General features: G+C 69.9%; 14 protein-coding genes and 4 tRNA genes. 9 read left to right on the top strand and 9 right to left on the bottom strand.

The features are described 5' to 3' along the window. Window positions 1–44 precede the first annotated feature (44 nt). The 6 genes from ACIQZN_RS33285 (at window position 45) to ACIQZN_RS33260 (ending at window position 6,165) form a co-directional block, all read left to right on the top strand. Window positions 45–1,562, top strand: a complete 1,518-nt coding sequence (locus tag ACIQZN_RS33285; RefSeq protein ID WP_404002097.1) for a metallophosphoesterase — start codon at window positions 45–47, stop codon at window positions 1,560–1,562. Between the two features lie 80 nt (window positions 1,563–1,642). Further along, window positions 1,643–1,715: transfer RNA gene (locus tag ACIQZN_RS33280), tRNA-Glu, on the top strand. A 38-nt stretch (window positions 1,716–1,753) separates the two neighbouring features. Next, window positions 1,754–1,828 (top strand) — tRNA-Asp (locus ACIQZN_RS33275). Between the two features lie 24 nt (window positions 1,829–1,852). After that, window positions 1,853–1,926, top strand: a tRNA-Phe gene (locus ACIQZN_RS33270). Window positions 1,927–2,064: 138 nt separating this feature from the next. Beyond that, on the top strand, window positions 2,065–5,985 hold the full coding sequence (hrpA, locus tag ACIQZN_RS33265) for an ATP-dependent RNA helicase HrpA (RefSeq protein WP_404002094.1): 3,921 nt from the start codon (window positions 2,065–2,067) through the stop codon (window positions 5,983–5,985). A gap of 105 nt (window positions 5,986–6,090) precedes the next feature. Then, window positions 6,091–6,165, top strand: a tRNA-Asp gene (locus tag ACIQZN_RS33260). 762 nt (window positions 6,166–6,927) lie between these two features. On the opposite strand, the gene bldC is transcribed toward ACIQZN_RS33260, so the two are convergent. Beyond that, window positions 6,928–7,134, bottom strand: coding sequence for a developmental transcriptional regulator BldC (gene bldC, locus ACIQZN_RS33255; protein ID WP_003949541.1), 207 nt, complete (start codon window positions 7,132–7,134; stop codon window positions 6,928–6,930). 534 nt (window positions 7,135–7,668) lie between these two features. After that, window positions 7,669–8,514 (bottom strand): hypothetical protein, encoded by an 846-nt coding sequence (locus ACIQZN_RS33250; protein WP_404002091.1) that lies wholly within the window; start codon window positions 8,512–8,514, stop codon window positions 7,669–7,671. Between the two features lie 177 nt (window positions 8,515–8,691). On the opposite strand from ACIQZN_RS33250, the gene ACIQZN_RS33245 reads away from it, so the two are divergent. Together ACIQZN_RS33245 and ACIQZN_RS33240 are read left to right on the top strand one after the other, a co-directional pair. Further along, window positions 8,692–9,783: a Leu/Phe/Val dehydrogenase gene (locus ACIQZN_RS33245; protein WP_404002088.1), complete on the top strand. Its 1,092-nt coding sequence runs from the start codon at window positions 8,692–8,694 to the stop codon at window positions 9,781–9,783. A gap of 290 nt (window positions 9,784–10,073) precedes the next feature. Beyond that, window positions 10,074–10,331: a DUF3073 domain-containing protein gene (locus tag ACIQZN_RS33240; protein ID WP_404002085.1), complete on the top strand. Its 258-nt coding sequence runs from the start codon at window positions 10,074–10,076 to the stop codon at window positions 10,329–10,331. A gap of 126 nt (window positions 10,332–10,457) precedes the next feature. On the opposite strand, the gene purM is transcribed toward ACIQZN_RS33240, so the two are convergent. The 4 genes from purM to ACIQZN_RS33220 all read right to left on the bottom strand — a co-directional run bounded on the left by purM (window position 10,458) and on the right by ACIQZN_RS33220 (window position 15,020). Next, a complete protein-coding gene (purM, locus tag ACIQZN_RS33235; protein ID WP_404002082.1) occupies window positions 10,458–11,531 on the bottom strand; it encodes a phosphoribosylformylglycinamidine cyclo-ligase in 1,074 nt (357 codons plus the stop codon). Window positions 11,532–11,591: 60 nt separating this feature from the next. Beyond that, complete coding sequence (gene purF / locus ACIQZN_RS33230) at window positions 11,592–13,118, bottom strand: amidophosphoribosyltransferase (protein ID WP_026171337.1); 1,527 nt, start codon at window positions 13,116–13,118, stop codon at window positions 11,592–11,594. A gap of 364 nt (window positions 13,119–13,482) precedes the next feature. Beyond that, a complete protein-coding gene (locus ACIQZN_RS33225) occupies window positions 13,483–14,283 on the bottom strand; it encodes a sterol carrier family protein (RefSeq protein WP_404002079.1) in 801 nt (266 codons plus the stop codon). A 98-nt stretch (window positions 14,284–14,381) separates the two neighbouring features. Beyond that, complete coding sequence (locus ACIQZN_RS33220; protein WP_404002077.1) at window positions 14,382–15,020, bottom strand: TetR/AcrR family transcriptional regulator; 639 nt, start codon at window positions 15,018–15,020, stop codon at window positions 14,382–14,384. Window positions 15,021–15,145: 125 nt separating this feature from the next. Between ACIQZN_RS33220 and ACIQZN_RS33215 the strand changes: the two genes are divergently transcribed. After that, window positions 15,146–16,720, top strand: coding sequence for an MFS transporter (locus ACIQZN_RS33215; protein WP_404002074.1), 1,575 nt, complete (start codon window positions 15,146–15,148; stop codon window positions 16,718–16,720). Between the two features lie 123 nt (window positions 16,721–16,843). Here ACIQZN_RS33215 and purL read toward each other — a convergent pair whose 3' ends face one another. From purL to purS, 3 genes are read right to left on the bottom strand one after another with little or no spacing between them, the layout of a single operon-like run. After that, complete coding sequence (gene purL, locus ACIQZN_RS33210) at window positions 16,844–19,093, bottom strand: phosphoribosylformylglycinamidine synthase subunit PurL (RefSeq protein ID WP_404002071.1); 2,250 nt, start codon at window positions 19,091–19,093, stop codon at window positions 16,844–16,846. Then, window positions 19,090–19,770, bottom strand: a complete 681-nt coding sequence (gene purQ / locus ACIQZN_RS33205) for a phosphoribosylformylglycinamidine synthase subunit PurQ (protein ID WP_404002069.1) — start codon at window positions 19,768–19,770, stop codon at window positions 19,090–19,092. The genes purL and purQ overlap by 4 nt, the downstream gene beginning before the upstream one ends. Continuing rightward, window positions 19,767–20,027 (bottom strand): phosphoribosylformylglycinamidine synthase subunit PurS, encoded by a 261-nt coding sequence (purS, locus tag ACIQZN_RS33200; RefSeq protein ID WP_404002067.1) that lies wholly within the window; start codon window positions 20,025–20,027, stop codon window positions 19,767–19,769. The genes purQ and purS overlap by 4 nt, the downstream gene beginning before the upstream one ends. Window positions 20,028–20,051: the final 24 nt, after the last annotated feature.

Here is a 20,051-nt window from a genome sequence, read left to right as displayed (position 1 = left end):
CCGCACCGGGCATACCCGCACCACGACTGGGGCAGGGGCACCCAATGGCCCGCGCCCGACTCCCCTTCCGCCGCCCGATACCCCGCCGCGCCACCGATGGACCCTTCGCCCCTTCCCGCCCGTTCGTCCGCGCGCTCGGCATGGTCGTCGTGGTGCTGTTCGGCGCCTGGCTCGGGCTGCTCGCGGTGGGCAGCGTCCGGACGACCGTGGGCCCGATGGACACGACGATGACCCTGCGGCCCTCGCTCAGCGGCGGCACCAAGATCAACGTCTCCCCGCTCGGCGCCCTGGAACTGGACTCGCACCACGCCCCGGTCCGCCTCGACGTGGACGTGGACCGGCTCGACCCGGTCCGCTCGCAGGCCCTGGTCCAGCACCCCGAACGGCTGGCCGGACTGGAGGACGAGGTCACGTCGGACGTCGCGTCGGGCACCCGCGAGCTGGCCCTGCGCTCCTGCGTGGCGGTGGTGACCGGGGCGACGGCGCTGGGCCTCGTGGTCTACCGGCGGCCGCGCCGGGCCCTGGCCGCCGGGGGCCTGGCCCTCGCGCTGCTGGCCGCGTCCGGCGTCGGCGCGTACGCCACCTGGAACCCGAAGTCGGTGCTGGAGCCCAAGTTCTCCGGGCTGCTCTCCAGCGCCCCCTCGGTCGTCGGCGACGCCCGCTCGATCGTCAGCGACTTCGACGTCTACCAGCAGGAGCTGGCCCGCCTGGTCACCAACGTCACCAAGCTGTACGACGCCACCTCGACGCTCCCCGTCTACAGCCCGGACCCGGCGACCCTGCGCGTCCTGCACGTCTCGGACGTCCATCTCAACCCGGCCGCGTGGCACATCATCGGCTCGCTCGTGGAGCAGTACGACATCGACGTGATCATCGACTCCGGCGACACGATGGACCACGGCACCGCCGTCGAGAACAGCTTCCTGGACCCCATCGCCGATCTCGGCGCTCCCTATGTCTGGGTGCGCGGGAACCACGACTCGCCGGTGACGCAGAAGTACCTGTCCAACAAGAAGCGCTTCCCGAACGTGCACGTCCTGGACCAGGGCCGGGCCGTCACCGTCGGCGGGCTCCGGGTCGCCGGGGTCGGGGACCCGCAGTTCACCCCGGACCGCACGGGCCCCGAGCAGGCGGGGGACGTCCAGAGCGTGGCCGGCCGCACGCTCGCCGCCGCCCTGCGCGAGCAGCAGCGGTCCGGCACCCCCGTCGACATCGCCGTCGCCCATGAGCCGGAGGCGGTGAAGGAGACGGACGGCGAGGTGCCGCTGGCGCTGGCGGGCCATGTGCACCACCGGCAGAACGAGGTCCTGAAGGGCGGCACCCGGCTGATGATCGAGGGCTCCACGGGCGGTGGCGGACTGCGGGCCGTCCAGAACAAGAAGCCGGAACAGGTGCTCGCGTCGGTGCTCTATCTGGACCGCTCCACCCGCCGCCTGCAAGCCTGGGACGAGATCACCCTGGGCGGCCTCGGACTGACGACGGCCGAGGTCAGCCGCCATCTGCCCGAGCAGAAGCCGGCCCTCACGAGCCCCTCCCCGACCGCGCCGACCCCTTCGCCGTAAACCGTTTTGGCGAACGCCCCCGGCATCCCATATGCTTCTCACGTCCCCGACGCGCTGCAAGGCGCGCAGGTGGGCCCTTAGCCCTCATCGTCTAGTGGCCCAGGACGCCGCCCTTTCAAGGCGGTAGCACGGGTTCGAATCCCGTTGGGGGCACGCTTGAACGTGTGCGAGACTTGTCTCGCGCATTGCTTGGTCCTGTGGAGCAGTTAGGAGTGCTCGCCACCCTGTCAAGGTGGAGGCCGCGGGTTCAAATCCCGTCAGGACCGCTGAGGTTTCACGTGAAACCTTGTGGCTGGGTAGCTCAGTTGGTACGAGCGATCGCCTGAAAAGCGATAGGTCGCCGGTTCGATCCCGGCCCCAGCCACTTCCCGAAGGCCCCGTCCGGTGGACGGGGCCTTCGTCGTTCCCGGAAGTCTCCCGAAGGTCGCCGACGGCCCACCGGGGAGCGCCGCCCGAAATGGGTTCGCCCTTCCTCCGGCGCGGGTGAGATCCTGGGATCCGTATGTCTACTTCCTTCGCCGATCTCCAGTCCCGGCTCGCGCAGCTCTCGCTCCGCGACGCGAACCGGCTCGGCCGCCGCCTCGAAGGCGCCCGCCGCATCCGCAAGCCCGAGGCCCAGCGGGCCGTGCTGGACGAGATCGCCGCCCAGGCGGACAAGGCAGCCGGGCGGCTTGAGCAGCGGGCCGGCCGGATGCCTGCCCTCACGTACCCCGAACAGCTTCCGGTCAGCCAGAAGAAGGACGAGATCCTGGAGGCGATACGCGACCACCAGGTCGTGATCGTCGCCGGTGAGACCGGCTCCGGCAAGACCACCCAGATCCCCAAGATCTGCATGGAGCTGGGCCGGGGACTCCGGGGCATGATCGGGCACACCCAGCCGCGCCGGATCGCCGCGCGCACGGTGGCCGAGCGGATCGCCGACGAGCTGAAGACACCGCTCGGCGAGACCGTCGGCTGGAAGGTCCGCTTCACGGACCAGGTGAACCCGGACGCGACCTTCGTCAAGCTGATGACGGACGGCATCCTGCTCGCCGAGATCCAGACGGACCGCGAGCTGCTCGCCTACGACACGATCATCATCGACGAGGCCCACGAGCGGTCGCTGAACATCGACTTCCTCCTCGGCTATCTGGCCCGGCTGCTGCCCAGGCGCCCCGATCTGAAGGTCGTCGTCACCTCCGCGACCATCGACCCGGAACGCTTCTCGCGCCACTTCGGCGAGGCCCCGATCATCGAGGTCAGCGGGCGAACGTATCCGGTCGAGGTCCGCTACCGGCCCCTCCTGGAGGAGGACGGCGACGACGCCGACCGCGACCAGATCACCGCGATCTGCGACGCCGTGGACGAGCTCCAGGGCGAGGGCCCCGGCGACGTCCTGGTCTTCCTCTCCGGCGAGCGCGAGATCCGCGACACCGCCGACGCGCTCGGCAAACGGAACCTGCGCAACACCGAGGTGCTCCCCCTCTACGCGCGCCTGTCGCACGCCGAGCAGCACCGGGTGTTCCAGCGCCACACCGGCCGCAGGATCGTGCTGGCCACCAACGTCGCCGAGACCTCGCTGACCGTCCCCGGCATCAAGTACGTGATCGACCCGGGCAACGCCCGCATCTCCCGCTACAGCCATCGCACGAAGGTGCAGCGGCTGCCGATCGAGCGGATCTCGCAGGCCAGCGCCAACCAGCGCAAGGGCCGTTGCGGCCGTACCTCGGACGGCATCTGCATCCGGCTGTACTCCGAGGACGACTTCCTGACCCGCCCGGAGTTCACCGACGCGGAGATCCTGCGGACGAACCTGGCCTCCGTCATCCTCCAGATGACCGCCGCCGGGCTCGGCGACATCGAGAAGTTCCCCTTCATCGACCCGCCGGACCACCGCAACATCCGCGACGGCGTGCAGCTCCTCCAGGAGCTCGGCGCGCTCGACCCCGCGGAGAAGGATCCGAAGAAGCGGCTCACCCCGCTCGGCCGCAAGCTCTCGCAGCTGCCGGTCGACCCGCGCCTCGCCCGTATGGTCGTGGAGGCCGACCGCAACGGCTGCGTACGCGAGGTCATGGTCATCGCCGCCGCGCTCTCCATCCAGGACCCGCGCGAGCGGCCCTCCGACAAGCAGACGCAGGCCGACCAGCAGCACGCCCGGTTCAAGGACGAGACCTCCGACTTCCTGGCCTTCCTGAACCTGTGGCGCTACATCCGCGAGCAGCAGAAGGAGCGCGGCTCCTCCAGCTTCCGCCGGATGTGCAAGCAGGAGTATCTGAACTTCCTCCGCATCCGCGAGTGGCAGGACATCTACGCGCAGCTGCGCACGGTCGCCAAGCAGATGGGCATCACCCTCAATGACGAGGACGCTCCCGAGCAGTCGGTGCACACCTCGCTGCTGGCCGGGCTGCTGTCGCACATCGGGCTGAAGGACACCGAGAAGAACGAGTACCTGGGCGCCCGCAGCGCCAAGTTCGCGATCTTCCCCGGCTCGGCGCTGTTCAAGAAGCAGCCGCGGTTCGTGATGTCGGCGGAGCTCGTGGAGACGTCCCGGCTCTGGGCGCGGGTCAACGCCAAGGTCGAGCCGGAGTGGATCGAGCCGCTGGCCCAGCATCTGCTGAAGCGCACCTACAGCGAGCCGCACTGGGAGAAGGACCAGGCCGCGGTGATGGCGTACGAGCGGGTCACGCTGTACGGCGTGCCGATCGTCGCCCAGCGCAAGATCAATTTCGGCCGGATCGACCAGGAGACCTCGCGGGACCTCTTCATCCGCAACGCCCTGGTCGAGGGCGACTGGCGCACGCACCACCAGTTCTTCCACGACAACCGCAAACTGCTCGGCGAGGTCGAGGAGCTGGAGCACCGTGCCCGGCGCCGCGACATCCTCGTGGACGACGAGACGCTGTTCGACTTCTACGACCAGCGCATTCCCGAACACATCGTCTCCGGCGCCCACTTCGACTCCTGGTGGAAGCACAAGCGGCGCGACGAGCCGGACGCGCTCGACTTCGAGCGCTCGATGCTCATCAACGAGAAGGCCGGGGCCGTCACCAAGGACGACTACCCGGACTCCTGGCGGCAGGGGAAGCTCAAGTTCCGGGTGACCTACCAGTTCGAGCCGGGCGCGGACGCCGACGGGGTGACCGTCCACATTCCGCTCCAGGTGCTGAACCAGGTCACATCGGAGGGCTTCGACTGGCAGATCCCGGGTCTGCGCGAGGAGGTCGTCACCGAACTGATCCGCTCGCTGCCCAAGCCGATCCGCCGGCACTACGTGCCCGCGCCGAACTACGCGGACAAGTTCCTGGACCGGGCCGTGCCCCTCCAGGAGCCCCTGCCGGCCACGCTGGCCCGTGAGCTCCAGCGGATGGTCGGGGTCCCGGTCACCGCGGACGACTTCGACCTGAGCCGGGTCCCGGACCACCTCAAGATCACCTTCCGGATCGTGGACGAGCGGCGCCGCAGGGTCGCCGAGGACAAGGACCTGGAGGCGCTGAAGCTCCAACTGCGCCCGAAGGCCCGGCAGGCCCTCTCCAAGGCCGCTGCGGCCACCGCGGGGCCCTCCGGCGAGTCCATCGAGCGATCGGGCCTGAAGGACTGGACGATCGGCACGCTGAACAAGGTCTTCGAGACCCGCAGGGCCGGCCAGCCGGTCAAGGCGTATCCCGCGCTCGTGGACCAGGGCGAGACCGTCGCCGTACGCCTCTTCGACACGGAGGCCGAGCAGGCGCAGGCGATGTGGCGCGGCACCCGGAAGCTGATCCTGCTGAACATCCCGGTGAACCCGGCGAAGTTCGCGTCGGACAAGCTGACGAACCAGCAGAAGCTGGCCCTGTCCCGCAATCCGCACGGTTCGATCCAGGCCCTGTTCGACGACTGCGCGACGGCTGCCGCCGACCGGCTGATCGCGGCGCACGGCGGCCCCGCCTGGGACGAGGCGTCGTTCCGGACGCTGTACGACAAGGTGCGCGCGGATTTGGTGGACCTGACCGTGCGCACGATCGGCCAGGTGCAGCAGATCCTGGCGGCCTGGCAGGCGTGCGAGCGCCGGCTGAAGGCCACCAACAGCCTGGTCCTGATCAACAACGTCACGGACGTACGCGACCACCTGGCGCGCCTGATGCCGCCCGGGTTCGTCACCGCGACCGGACTGCGCCGGCTGCCCGACCTGATGCGCTACCTGGTCGCGGAGGACCGCAGGCTCCAGCAGATGCCGACCAACGTCCAGCGCGACACCACGCGCATGGAGAAGGTCCACGAGATGCAGGACGAGTACGCCTGGCTGCTGGAGCAGCTGCCCCAGGGCCGCCCCGTCCCGCAGGAGGTGCTGGACATCCGGTGGATGATCGAGGAGCTGCGGGTGAGCTACTTCGCGCACGCACTCGGCACCGCGTTCCCCGTCTCGGACAAGCGCATCGTGAAGGCGATCGACGCCGCCGCGCCTTAGCCCGCATCCGTGACGGGACCGCCACCCGCAGTGAGTTCGACCGCACCCGCTGAACTCCTGTACAGTCTGGTTTCGCAGCCGGACGCAAGGAAGGCAGCGAAACCTGGTCCTGTGGAGCAGTTAGGAGTGCTCGCCACCCTGTCAAGGTGGAGGCCGCGGGTTCAAATCCCGTCAGGACCGCAGAACGAAAGCCCGGATCGCATCGATCCGGGCTTTCGCGCGTCTTGACTGCGGTGTCCGCCGACGAGTACTCAGATCCCATGGGCCGCCCCCGGATTCCCGGAGCGGGGCGGCGCGCATCCACCGGGAGGTGGCGCGATGGGGGCATCCACGGGCGAGAACCGGCGCGAGCGGGCACCGGACCCGCCGGGGCTCACCCTGGGCCTGTAGCGGCCCCCAGACGCCCCGCAGGGCGCCCGGACCGCCCGAGCCGCCCACGAGGCGCCGGCAGGTCCCCGTACGGCCTTCGCGAAGCGGGGACGTAAGTCCTCCCACGACATGACCTTCGGCGCACCCGTCGGCTTCCTCACAGTGGCAGGCTCGTAGTTGGCAACACTCGTGCGGTGTGACGGGTGTCACTGAATCAGTTTTGAGAAGGGGGGACTTTACTCCCTTCCTACAACTAGCGAATTTAATATGTGCAATTGCACTTCCCGGAGGGATGTCCTCCGGATACCCCCGAACCCCCTGCCGACACCCCATGGCGAGCCCCCCGGCCGCCGGGCCGGGCTGCGCAAACGGCGCCGTAAGCCGACGGGGAGCGGACGCAAGGCGGAGCCGGTCCGGGCGCAAAAAAAATCGCGCTGGACCCGGCGGAGTCCAGCGCGATCGGATGACATGACCCGTACGACACAGGTATGGCGCCCGTCATATGGAGCTATGGGTGAGCAAGTGGGTTGGGGGACCCAAAAGCCCAGGTGTGACGGGGTGACAGGGGGTTTGTCAGGCCTCGCTGCGCTGCTGCGGAATACCCGCAAGCAGTGCGCGGACCTCTGCCTCGCGGTACCGGCGATGCCCACCGAGCGTGCGGATGGACGTGAGCTTGCCTGCCTTCGCCCAACGGGTAACCGTCTTCGGGTCCACGCGGAACATCGTGGCAACCTCAGCCGGGGTCAGCAGCGGCTCGGCATCAGGGGTGCGAGCGGTCATGAGCGGCCTCCTCGGGAGAACCGAACCATCTCGGTTCTTTCCTCTAAATTCTGCACCTTGACCCACGTTGCCCGAAATGGCGGACGCGGGCCGAGTCGGTTATAGGACGAACGGCTTGTCCTCGGCACTACAACTACACCATCCGTCCAGCCCGGTCGGCCAAACCGATGGAATTGCCCTCCCAGGTGTTCATCAGCGACGGAAAGCCGATGGACCATGCCATAGCGGACAGTCACACCACCGTGACGATCAGTCACAGAGCGATCAGGAGTCATCAGACCCCCCATAGCGTGCAATGCTGAGCGATCCGCCCATACATGGACGGATGGAGTCCTCACCGGACTCCTTGTCCTATTTTGGCACGAGGGGTAGGGAAGGGCGCAAGGGCCCCGTAAGTGCTATCCATCACGGTTGAGGCAAAGGCCCGGTTCGGGACGTAGGTCCCGCCGCCCCTCTGGACCCTTCCGCCCCATCACCCACACGTGTCACATCCGACACCGGTTCACGAGCCGTCCGTCCAGGGTGTCCCGACGGTCAGTTGGCGAACTGACGGTCCCTTACGGCCCGCCAGCGCTCCGCGAGACGCGCATACGCCTCGGCCGCCCGCTCCGCGTCCCCCGCCCGCAGCGCGGCGATCCCCTCCGCCACGTCGGCGGCGCTCCGGTCGACACTGAGCTCGCGCTCCGGCAGCGCGTGCACGAGCCCGCCGTAGTCCAGCTCCACGAGCGAGCGCGGGTGGAACTCCTCCAGCCACCGCCCGATGTCCACGAGCCCCGTCGTCAGCGGACCCTCGTCCATCGTCTCCCGCAGCGTCCGCAGCGACCTGGCCAGCCGGCGCCGCGCCTCCACCATCGGCGTCCGGTACCGGAAAACCGGAGGCTCCCCGTCCGGTCCGGCCACCACGTGCTCCCGCTCCTCGTCCGCGAAGAGCACGAACCAGCGCACCGGAACCTGCCACACCGCCGTCCTGATCCACGGCCGGGCGTCCGGATTGCGCTCCGCCCACCGCTCGTGGTCGGCCAGCGCCTGGCCGCGCACCACCGGCGGCAGCACCGCGTCGAGCACCGGCCCGGGGAACAGCTCCGCCAGCCCGTCCAGCGCCAGCCAGCCGCGCAGCCGGGTCCGCCACGGGCACACGCACACCACGCCGTCCACCTCGGCCACGAAGGCGTCGGCGCTCTCGTGCGCCGGCACACCGGCGGGCGGGGTCGCCACCAAGTCGGCCAGCGAGCGCCTGAGTTCGTCCTGTGCCGTGGGCATCCGGTCGCGGGCCGCATAGCGGGCCCAGTGGGCGCGCTCGCCCTCCGGGAAGGCCGCCAGTGGCTCGTACACCCGGAGGTAGGACGCGTAGGGAACCAGCACCGAAGACACCACCGACATGCGGTGATCGTGTCACGCCTGTCCCCCGGTGGGGGGTGATCCTTGGCACTGGAACAGATCTACGTGGGGGTAGGACTTACGCTCTTGCCCAGCCGGGCCGTCCGTACGGCCGGTCCGGCGGGCCCTCCCCACCTTCAGGAGGGTCGTTCCGCCGCTTCGTACTTGGGAGTCACCACAGTGACCGATGTGACCGGCGCGCCTGTCGATGTCCTGCACACCCTGTTCCACTCGGACCAGGGCGGACACGAACAAGTCGTCCTCTGCCAGGACCGGGCCAGCGGCCTCAAGGCCGTCATCGCCCTCCACTCCACCGCCCTGGGCCCCGCCCTCGGCGGCACCCGCTTCTACCCGTACGCCTCCGAGGCCGAGGCCGTCGCCGACGCGCTGAACCTCGCGCGCGGCATGTCGTACAAGAACGCCCTGGCCGGGCTCGACCACGGCGGCGGCAAGGCCGTCATCATCGGCGACCCCGAGCTGATCAAGAGCGAGGAACTGCTGCTGGCCTACGGCCGGTTCGTCGCCTCGCTCGGCGGCCGGTACGTGACGGCCTGCGATGTCGGCACCTATGTCGCCGACATGGACGTCGTGGCCCGCGAGTGCCGCTGGACCACCGGCCGCTCCCCCGAGAACGGCGGCGCCGGCGACTCGTCGGTGCTCACCGCGTTCGGCGTCTTCCAGGGCATGCGGGCCTCGGCCCAGCACCTCTGGGGCGACCCGACGCTGCGTGGCCGAAAAGTGGGGGTCGCCGGTGTCGGCAAGGTCGGCCACTACCTGGTCGAGCACCTGCTCGCGGACGGCGCCGAGGTCGTGATCACCGATGTGCGCGAGGAGTCCGTGCGCCGGATCACCGACAAGCACCCCGAGGTCGCCGTCGCGGCGGACACCGAGGCGCTGATCCGTACCGAGGGCATGGACATCTACGCCCCGTGCGCGCTGGGCGGCGCCCTCAACGACGAGACCGTGCCGGTGCTCACCGCGAAGGTGGTGTGCGGCGCGGCCAACAACCAGCTCGCGCACCCGGGCGTCGAGAAGGACCTCGCCGACCGCGCCATCCTGTACGCGCCCGACTACGTGGTGAACGCGGGCGGGGTCATCCAGGTCGCCGACGAGCTGCACGGCTTCGACTTCGACCGGTGCAAGGCGAAGGCCACGAAGATCTTCGACACCACGCTGGCCATATTCGCACGTGCGAAGGAAGACGGCCTTCCGCCGGCCGCGGCGGCCGACCGGATCGCCGAACAGCGGATGGCGGAGGCCCGTCGCCGCTGAGCCGGCACCCCTCTGTACGGCCGCGACCCGCCGACCGGCGAGACAAGACTCACGCCGGTCGGCGGGTCGCCTGCCGATAAGAGGTTAAAATCGCAGTTGACCAGCGAGGACGGGGCGTCTCGAGGGTCCTCTTCCGGGGCGCGTGATGCGGGCGGCGTACCGTATGGCCGCGGAAGCAGGTACCGTTAAAGCTCTACAGGCACGGTCTCTCTGCCGAGAGTCCGTCCTGAAACATGAACGCGTGTCAAGACTCTGGGGCCGTCGAGCCCCGTCACCGAGGGGGTCGAGCCATGGGGCGCGGCCGGGCAAAGGCCAAGCAGACCAAGGTCGCCCGCCAGCTGAAGTACAGCAGCGGCGGGACGGACCTGTCGCGTCTGGCCAGTGAGCTGGGCGCATCGACTTCGAGTCAGCCACCGAACGCGGAGCCGTTCGAGGATGACGACGAGGAAGATGACCCGTACGCACAGTACGCGGATCTGTACAACAACGACGAGGACGAGGACGAGAACGACCAGTCCGGTCCGTCGTCCAAGCGCCGCGGCGCTTGACCTCGCGCTGACACATCACCCCGGTTCGGAGCTTCTCCGGACCGGGTTTTGTGCTGCCTGCGTACGGAAAGGGCGAGGCGGCCGCCGGTGACCGGCCGGGCCCGTCGGCCCGACCGGTGTTCCCGCTCAGCGTGCGTACGAACCCACCAGCTCGGCGCCGGTCGCGTGGTCGCCGCGGGCGGTGATCTCGCCGGCGACCCAGGAGTCGACACCCCGGTCCGCCAGCGTCGTCAGGGCCGCGCCCACGGACTCGGCGGGGACGACCGCGATCATGCCGACGCCCATGTTGAGCGTCTTCTCCAGCTCCAGCCGCTCGACCTGGCCGGCCTTGCCGACGAGGTCGAACACCGCGCCAGGGGTCCACGTGGAGCGGTCCACCGTCGCGTGCAGGTCGTCCGGGATGACCCGGGCCAGGTTGTTGGCCAGGCCGCCGCCGGTGACGTGGCTGAAGCCGTGGACCTCGGTCGTACGGGTGAGGGCCAGGCAGTCCAGCGAGTAGATCCGGGTCGGCTCCAGGAGCTCCTCGCCCAGGGTCCGGCCGAACTCCTCGACCTGGCGGTCCAGCGTCCAGCCGGCCCGGTCGAACACCACGTGGCGGACGAGCGAGTACCCGTTCGAGTGAAGCCCCGAGGACGCCATGGCGATCACGGCGTCACCCTCGCGGATGCGGTCGGGGCCCAGCAGGCGGTCGGCCTCGACCACGCCCGTACCCGCTCCGGCCACGTCGAAGTCGTCCGCGCCCAGCAGACCCGGGTGCTCGGCCGTCTCGCCGCCGACCAGCGCGCAGCCGGCCAGCACACAGCCCTCGGCGATGCCCTTGACGATGGCCGCGACACGCTCGGGGTGCACCTTGCCGACACAGATGTAGTCGGTCATGAACAGCGGCTCGGCGCCGCAGACGACGAGGTCGTCCACGACCATGCCGACGAGGTCGTGACCGATCGTGTCGTACACGCCCATCTGGCGGGCGAGGTCGACCTTGGTGCCGACGCCGTCCGTGGCGGAGGCGAGGAGCGGACGCTCGTAGCGCTTGAGCGCCGAGGCGTCGAAGAGGCCGGCGAAGCCGCCGAGGCCACCGAGACCCGCGACCTCGGGGCGCTGCGTCTTCTTCACCCACTCCTTCATCAGCTCGACGGCGCGGTCGCCGGCCTCGATGTCGACGCCCGCTGCCGCGTAGGAAGCACCTGTTGTCTCAGACATTGCCTGGGATCTTTCGTGTGGAGATACGGGGCTGGGGGAAGGGCTGCCGGACGGTCCGGGTCACGGACGCCGCAGCGCGTCGGCCGCCGCGGTGGCCGCGGGGCCCGCCGCCAGCTCGGTCTCCAGCAGCTGCTTGCCGAGCAGCTCCGGGTCCGGGAGCTCCATCGGGTACTCGCCGTCGAAGCAGGCACGGCACAGGTTCGGCTTGTCGATCGTCGTCGCCTCGATCATCGAGTCGATCGAGATGTACGCGAGCGAGTCGGCGCCCATCGACGTGCCGATCTCCTCGACGGACATGCCGTTGGCGATCAGTTCGGCGCGGGTCGCGAAGTCGATGCCGAAGAAGCAGGGCCACTTCACCGGCGGGGACGAGATCCGGATGTGGATCTCGGCGGCACCGGCCTCGCGGAGCATCCGGACCAGTGCGCGCTGGGTGTTGCCGCGGACGATCGAGTCGTCGACGACCACCAGGCGCTTGCCCTTGATGACTTCCTTGAGCGGGTTGAGCTTGAGGCGGATGCCCAGCTGGCGGATCGTCTGGGACGGCTGGATGAAGGTCCGGCCGACGTAGGCGTTCTTCACCAGACCGGCGCCGAACGGAATCCCGCTGGCCTCCGCGTAACCGATGGCGGCCGGGGTGCCGGACTCCGGGGTCGCTATGACCAGATCCGCCTCGACGGGCGCTTCCGCGGCCAGCTTCCGGCCCATCTCCACACGGGAGAGGTAGACGTTGCGGCCCGCGATGTCGGTGTCGGGGCGCGCCAGGTAGACGTACTCGAAGACGCAGCCCTTGGGCTTCGCTTCCGCGAATCGCGAGGTACGCAGACCGTTCTCGTCGATGGCGACCATCTCGCCCGGCTCGATCTCGCGGACGAAGCTGGCGCCGCAGATATCGAGGGCGGCGGACTCCGACGCGACGACCCAGCCGCGCTCCAGGCGGCCGAGCACCAGCGGGCGGATGCCCTGCGGGTCACGGGCGGCGTAGAGCGTGTGCTCGTCCATGAAGACCAGGGAGAAGGCGCCCCGGACCTCGGGAAGCACCTTGGCGGCGGCCTCCTCGATGGTCAGCGGCTTGCCGTCGTCATCGGTCTGGCCGGCGAGCAGCGCGGTCACCAGATCGGTGTCGTTGGTCGCGGCGACCTGGGTGGCGCGGCCGTCCTTGCGCGGAAGGTCGGCGACCATCTCCGCGAGCTGGGCCGTGTTGACCAGGTTCCCGTTGTGACCGAGGGCGATCGAGCCGTGCGCGGTCGCACGGAACGTCGGCTGCGCGTTCTCCCACACCGAGGCACCGGTGGTGGAGTAGCGGGCATGACCGACCGCGATATGGCCCTGGAGCGATCCCAGGGAGGTTTCGTCGAAGACCTGCGAGACCAGTCCCATGTCCTTGAAGACCAGGATCTGGGACCCGTTGCTCACTGCGATGCCCGCGGACTCCTGTCCACGGTGCTGCAGGGCATACAGTCCGAAATAGGTGAGCTTGGCGACCTCTTCGCCCGGAGCCCAGACACCGAAGACGCCGCAAGCGTCCTGGGGGCCTTTCTCTCCGGGGAGCAGGTCGTGGTTGAGTCGTCCATCACCACGAGGCACGCCATCGAGTGTAGGGGAGATCGACCACTGGTCCGAATTGGGGATCCCTCGCCCCACCACCGGCGAAGCGCCCTCGAAGCACGCTCCCGGACCCTTCGGATCAGTCACGCACAGTCATCACGACCCTTCCCCGATCTACGCGCGGCAACCGCCGCAGGGCAGGCGACGCCCGGATCGCCGGCCATCGACCGACTGGTTCCGGCCACCCGGAATGTCCCACCCGGAGAGTCGTCGTGGCGCTGCGTGAGCCGTTGAGCGGGCGCCGGGAGCGAGCAGCCCGACCGGTCGTTTCGTGGCGAGCCTCACACCGGAGGCGCCCGGTATGCGGCATCTCGGGCCGCCCGCCGGGCATTCCGGGGTCGGGTCAGCCCATCAGCGGCAGCAGCTCGGAGAGATCCGCGCGCTCCCCGCTCGCGGCCACCTTCGCCGCTTCGACCTCCCGCGCCCATTCCGTACGCCCGGTCGCGAGCCGTATCCAGGTGAGCGGGTCGGTCTCGACGACGTTGGGCGGGGTGCCCCGGGTGTGGCGCGGCCCCTGGACGCACTGCACCACCGCGAAGGGCGGCACCCGGACCTCCACCGAGCCGCCGGGCGCCCGCTCGGCGAGCGCGTCGGCCAGGAGCCGGCTGCACGCGGCGAGCGCCTGCCGGTCGTACGGGACGGAGAGCCCGGTCGCCTCGTTGAGGTCCCAGGTGTGGACGACCAGCTCCACGGTGCGGGTGACCAGGAAGTCGCCGAGGCGCATCGCCCCGACCCGGGTGGCCAGCAGGCGGTCCTCGGAGGCGCCGGGCACCAGGGCCTCGAAGCGGGCGGCGACCTCCGCGTAGAGCGCGTCCAGGTCGGGGGCGGCGGCGGCCCGTTCGGCGGTGTCGTCCGCGATCCGGGGGGCGCGGGCCGCTGTGGTGAACGGCCACTCCAGGAGGGAGACCTCGGGTTTCGCGAGGGCCGGTGCGGGAAGCTCCAGCGTCCGGCTGACGTGTGAGAGGGCCATGGTGAGGTGCGCGGCGAGCTCGCGGACCGTCCAGTCGCCGAGTCCGCTCGGCGCGGCGAGCTGCTGCGGGGTCAGCGTGCGCACGGCGTCCCGGACGTGGCCGAACTGGGCGAGGACCGCGGCGCGGGTCCTCGCCGGGTCGTAACGACGGGGGCGCTTCTGCGAGGGCGGCATGTCGGGGAGCCTACGACGCGCCACTGACAGGGCGTCCGGGTGCGCGTACTCGGGGCGCCCGCCGCTCCGCCCCGCGTACGCGGACGCGGAGCGCCGGGTCAGGTGCGCGTCGCGTAGTCGCCGAGGCCCTTCTCCAGCAGGTCGAAGCCCCGGTGGGCGAGGGCGACGGCGTCGGGGACGACCGCGGCGGCCGGTTCGCCGGCCAGCAGGCGCCTGCGGTTCTCGGTGAGCAGCGCGTTTCGCGTACCGAGGAGCTGGGACGCGACGATGCGCGCGATGACCGGCTCCTCGCCCTCCTCGATCAGGGCCTCGGTGAGCTGGTCCTGCGTACGTACGAAGAAGGAGTGGGCGCGGGTGAGCAGGGCGGGCGTCTCCACGATGAGCCGCGCGATGCCGAGTGCCAACGGGTGGTCACCCATCCCCACCGCGGGATCGTGGCGCTCGACGGCCTCGACGAACTGCCGACGCAACGCCGCGACCACCGATTCGCCGGGCGCGCGCTCCCGCACGATCCGGGCGGAATCGCCGACATGTTCCTCCAACGGCGCGAAGACCAGGTCTTCCTTGCTGTCGAAGTAGTTAAAGACGGTCATCTTCGATACATCGGCCGCATCGGCGATCTCCGCGACGGAGACCTGATCGAACCCGCGCTCAGAGAAGAGCCTGGTGGCCGTTTCCAGCAGCCGCCGCCGGGTTTCCATCTTCTTGCGCTCGCGCAGGCCCATCCCCTCGGTCATGGCCTCACTGTACCAGGATGAAAATTAATCCCGGATGAAAACTTGACTCGGTATATGAATGCGGGAACAGTGGGATCCACCACGGCGGTGCGCGTCAGCACCGCTCAGGAGGGGGGATCCCAGCCATGCCCGGAACAGCCACAGCGCCCGCGCCACGACAGACGACCGGGGACGAACGGCCGCCCGGCGGCCGGAGCGTCACGATCGCCGTGGCGCTCTGCATCGTCACGATCCTGCTGGCCGTGCTGGACTCGAACATCGTGTCCTCGGCGACCGTCCCGATCGTCCGCGACCTCGACCCGGTCCACGGCGTCGACCGGATCCCGTGGCTGATCGCCGCCTACCAGCTCGCCGCGACCGCCGCACTGCCCCTGTACGGCAAGCTCTGCGACACCCTCGGCTCGAAGAAGGTCTTCATCGGGGCGCTCGCCACCTTTCTCACCGGCTCCGCGCTGTGCGGAATGGCCCAGTCCATGGGCGAGCTGATCGCCGCACGCGCCTTCCAGGGCATCGGCGGCGGCGGGCTGATGAGCGTCACCATGGTCGTCCTCCGTCAGCTCGGCACGGCGGGCCCGAAGGAGGGCGACGGCGCGAAGGAGGGCAAGGGCAAGGAGGGCGCGGGCAAGGAGAGCAAGGGCTCCCCGGCCAAGGGCGGCGACAGGAAGGGCAGCATCGGCGGGATCATCGCCGGCGCGGGCATGGCGCTCGGCCCCTGGCTGGGAGGCGCCCTGGCCGACCACGCGGGCTGGCGCTGGATCTTCTACGTCAACCTGCCCGTCGGCATCGCCGTCCTGATCGCCGCGGTCTTCTTGGTCAAGCTCCCCGTCCGCACGACGCGCCACCGCATCGACTTCCTCGGCGCCGGTCTCGCCGCCGCCTTCTCCACCGCGCTGCTCCTGGTCACCGAGTGGGGCGGCGAGGACTACGCGTGGACCTCGCCGGTCATCGTCGGCCTCGCCGTCGCCGCCGCCGTCGCGCTCGGCCTGTTCCTGTGGCGCCAGGCCGCGGCCGCCGAACCGATCCTGCCGCTCTCGCTCTTCCGGCTGCGGCTCATGCGGTACGGCTTCGCCATCCAGGGGCTGGTCGGCGTCGCGATGATGGGGTCGATCGTCTACGTGATGATCTACCTCCAGGTGGTCCGCGGGGTCGCCGCGACCTCGGCCGGCCTCTTCCTGGTCCCGATGGCGATCGGGATGACCGTCGTCGGGCTCGTCTCGGGCCGGCTGGTCGCGGCCGGCTGGTCGCAGAAGACCTTCGTCGTCAGCGGCACCGTCTTCGCCTCGGCCGCCCTCGCCCTGCTGAGCACGCTCGACACGGACACCGGCCTGTGGACCGTGCGCGGCGCGCTGCTGCTCATGGGGATCGGCTTCGGACAGCTCATCGGCCAGCTGATCGAGCTCGTCCAGGACACCGCCCCGCCGGGCCGGCTGGGCGTCGCCACCACCGGCGTCCGCTTCTTCCAGACCCTCGGCACCGCCCTGGGCGCCTCCCTCTTCGGAGCCGTACTGAGCAGGGTCTACGCCGCCAAGGGCCCCGGCGGAACGACCAGCGACATCGGCCGCCTCACCGGGGCCGCCCGCGACCACGCCCTGGACGCCTTCGTCTCCTCGACGGACGTGGTCTTCGCCTGCGCCACCGGCGCGATGGTCCTCGCCCTGATCCTGGCGGCCCGGCTGCCCGGCACCCGTACGACCGCCTGACTCTTCCCCGTACGGGCGGGGGCCGAACCCCCCACCGAGGCCCCGCACTTCCCCGTACGCACCACGCGAAAACCCCCGACCGGGCAGAACCGGTCGGGGGTTTCGGCGTGTGCCGTCCGGGAACTACGCGAGCAGCGCCGGGATCGTCTCCTCGTGCGCCGTGCGCAGCTCGCTCAGCGGGATGCTGAACTCGCCCTGGATCTCGATCGCGTCGCCGTCCACGACACCGATGCGGGTCACGGGCAGACCGCGCGCCCCGCACATGTCGTTGAACCGCAGCTCCTCGCTGCGCGGCACCGAGACGACCGCGCGGCCCGCGGACTCGGAGAACAGCAGCGTGAACGCGTCGAGGCCGTCCGGCACGACCAGCCGGGCACCCTTCCCGCCGCGCAGGCAGGACTCGGTGACCGCCTGGATCAGACCGCCGTCCGACAGGTCGTGCGCCGCGTCGATCATGCCGTCGCGGGAGGCCGAGATCAGGATCTCGGCGAGCAGCTTCTCGCGGCCCAGGTCCACCTTGGGCGGCATGCCGCCGAGGTGGTTGTGGACGACCTCGGACCAGGCCGAGCCGCCGAACTCCTCGCGGGTGTCACCCAGCAGGTAGAGGAGCTGGCCCTCTTCCCCGAAGGCGACCGGCGTACGCCGCGTGACGTCGTCGATCACACCGAGCACGGCCACGACCGGAGTCGGGTGGATCGCCGTGTCACCGGTCTGGTTGTACAGCGAGACGTTGCCACCGGTGACCGGGGTGCCCAGCTCCAGGCAGCCGTCCGCGAGACCGCGGGTGGCCTCGGCGAACTGCCACATGACGTCCGGGTCCTCGGGCGAACCGAAGTTCAGGCAGTCCGAGATCGCGAGCGGCTTGGCACCGGTCGCGGCGACGTTCCGGTACGACTCCGCCAGCGCGAGCTGCGCACCGGTGTACGGGTCGAGCTTCGCGTACCGGCCGTTGCCGTCGGTCGCCATGGCCACGCCGAGGTTGGACTCCTCGTCGATGCGGACCATGCCGGCGTCCTCGGGCATCGCGAGCACGGTGTTGCCCTGCACGAACCGGTCGTACTGGTCCGTGATCCAGGACTTCGACGCCTGGTTCGGCGAGGCGACCAGCTTGAGGACCTGCTCGCGCAGCTCCGCGCCGTTCGCCGGACGGGCCAGCTTGCCGGCGTCGTCGGCCTGGAGCGCGTCCTGCCAGGACGGGCGGGCGAACGGGCGGTGGTACGTCGGGCCCTCGTGGGCGACGGACCGCGGCGGCACGTCCACGATCTGCTCGCCGTGCCAGAAGATCTCCAGCTGCGAGCCCTCGGTCACCTCACCGATGACGGTGGCGATGACGTCCCACTTCTCGCAGATCTCCAGGAAGCGGTCGACGTGCTGCGGCTCGACGATCGCGCACATGCGCTCCTGCGACTCGCTCATGAGGATTTCCTCGGGCGAGAGGGAGGAGTCGCGCAGCGGCACGGTGTCCAGCTCGACGCGCATGCCGCCGGAGCCCGCGGAGGCCAGCTCGGACGTGGCGCAGGAGAGCCCGGCGCCGCCGAGGTCCTGGATGCCCGCGACGAGCTTCTCCTTGAAGATCTCCAGGGTGCACTCGATGAGGAGCTTCTCCTGGAACGGGTCGCCGACCTGGACGGCCGGGCGCTTGGCCGGGCCGGTCGACTCGAAGGTCTCCGAGGCCAGCACGGAGACGCCGCCGATGCCGTCGCCGCCGGTGCGGGCGCCGTACAGGATGACCTTGTTGCCGGGCCCGGAAGCCTGCGCGAGGTGGATGTCCTCGTGCTTCATCACACCGATGCAGCCGGCGTTGACGAGCGGGTTTCCCTGATAGCAGGCGTCGAAGACGACCTCGCCGCCGATGTTCGGCAGGCCGAGGCAGTTGCCGTACCCGCCGATGCCCGCGACCACACCCGGCAGGACCCGCTTGGTGTCCGGGTGGTCGGCCGCGCCGAAGCGCAGCGGGTCCACGACGGCGACCGGGCGGGCGCCCATGGCGAGGATGTCGCGGACGATGCCGCCGACGCCCGTCGCCGCGCCCTGGTAGGGCTCGATGTACGAGGGGTGGTTGTGCGACTCGACCTTGAAGGTGACCGCGTACCCCTGTCCGACGTCGACCACACCGGCGTTCTCACCGATGCCGACGAGCATGGCGTCGTTGGCGGGGACCTTCTCGCCGAACTGCTTGAGGTGGACCTTGCTGCTCTTGTACGAGCAGTGCTCGGACCACATCACGGAGTACATGGCGAGCTCGGCGCCGGTGGGACGGCGGCCCAGGATCTCGCGGATGCGCGCGTACTCGTCCTCCTTGAGGCCGAGTTCCTTCCAGGGCTGCGCGGTGTCCGGGGTTTCGGCCGCGTGCTTGACCGTGTCCAGGCTCATGCGTTGACCAGCTTCTTGATGATCGAGGTGAAGAAACCGAGACCGTCGGTGCGACCGGTGCCGATCAGCGGCTCCACGGCGTGCTCCGGGTGCGGCATCAGGCCGACGACATTGCCCGCGGCGTTGGTGATGCCGGCGATGTCGCGCAGCGAGCCGTTCGGGTTGCGGCCCACGTAGCGGAAGGCCACGCGGCCCTCGGCCTCCAGCTCGTCGAGCGTGTGCTCGTCGGCGGTGTAGCGGCCGTCCATGTTCTTGAGCGGTACGGAGATCTCCTGGCCCGCGGAGTAGTCCGAGGTCCAGGCGGTCTCCGCGTTCTCGACGCGCAGGGTCTGGTCGCGGCAGATGAAGTGCAGGTGGTTGTTGCGCAGCATCGCGCCGGGCAGCAGGTGCGCCTCGGTCAGGATCTGGAAGCCGTTGCAGATGCCGAGGACCGGCATGCCCGCCTTCGCCTGCTCGATCACCGTCTCCATGACCGGCGAGAACCGGGAGATGGCTCCGGCGCGCAGATAGTCGCCGTACGAGAAACCGCCCGCCAGGATCACCGCGTCGACCTGGTGCAGGTCCTTGTCGCGGTGCCACAGCGATACGGGGTCGGCGCCCGCGACGCGAACGGCCCGGAGGGCGTCCTGGTCATCGAGCGTGCCCGGAAAGGTGACGACTCCGATACGAGCAGTCACTTCGACTCCTCGACGTTCTCCACCTTCACGGTGAAGTCCTCGATCACGGTGTTGGCGAGGAACGTCTCCGCCATCTCGTGAATACGGGCGAGGGCGGCGTCATCGACCGGCCCCTCGACCTGCAGCTCGAAACGCTTTCCCTGACGTACGTCCGCGATTCCCTCGAAGCCGAGACGGGGCAGTGCGCGCTGCACCGCCTGTCCCTGCGGGTCGAGGATCTCGGGCTTGAGCATGACGTCGACTACGACGCGTGCCACTGGCACTCCCGGTGTGGTGGTGTG

The organism is Streptomyces sp. NPDC097595, from assembly GCF_044761525.1.
Classification (GTDB): Bacteria; Actinomycetota; Actinomycetes; order Streptomycetales; family Streptomycetaceae; genus Streptomyces; species Streptomyces drozdowiczii_A.
This window is presented reverse-complemented; position numbering and strand designations above follow the sequence as displayed.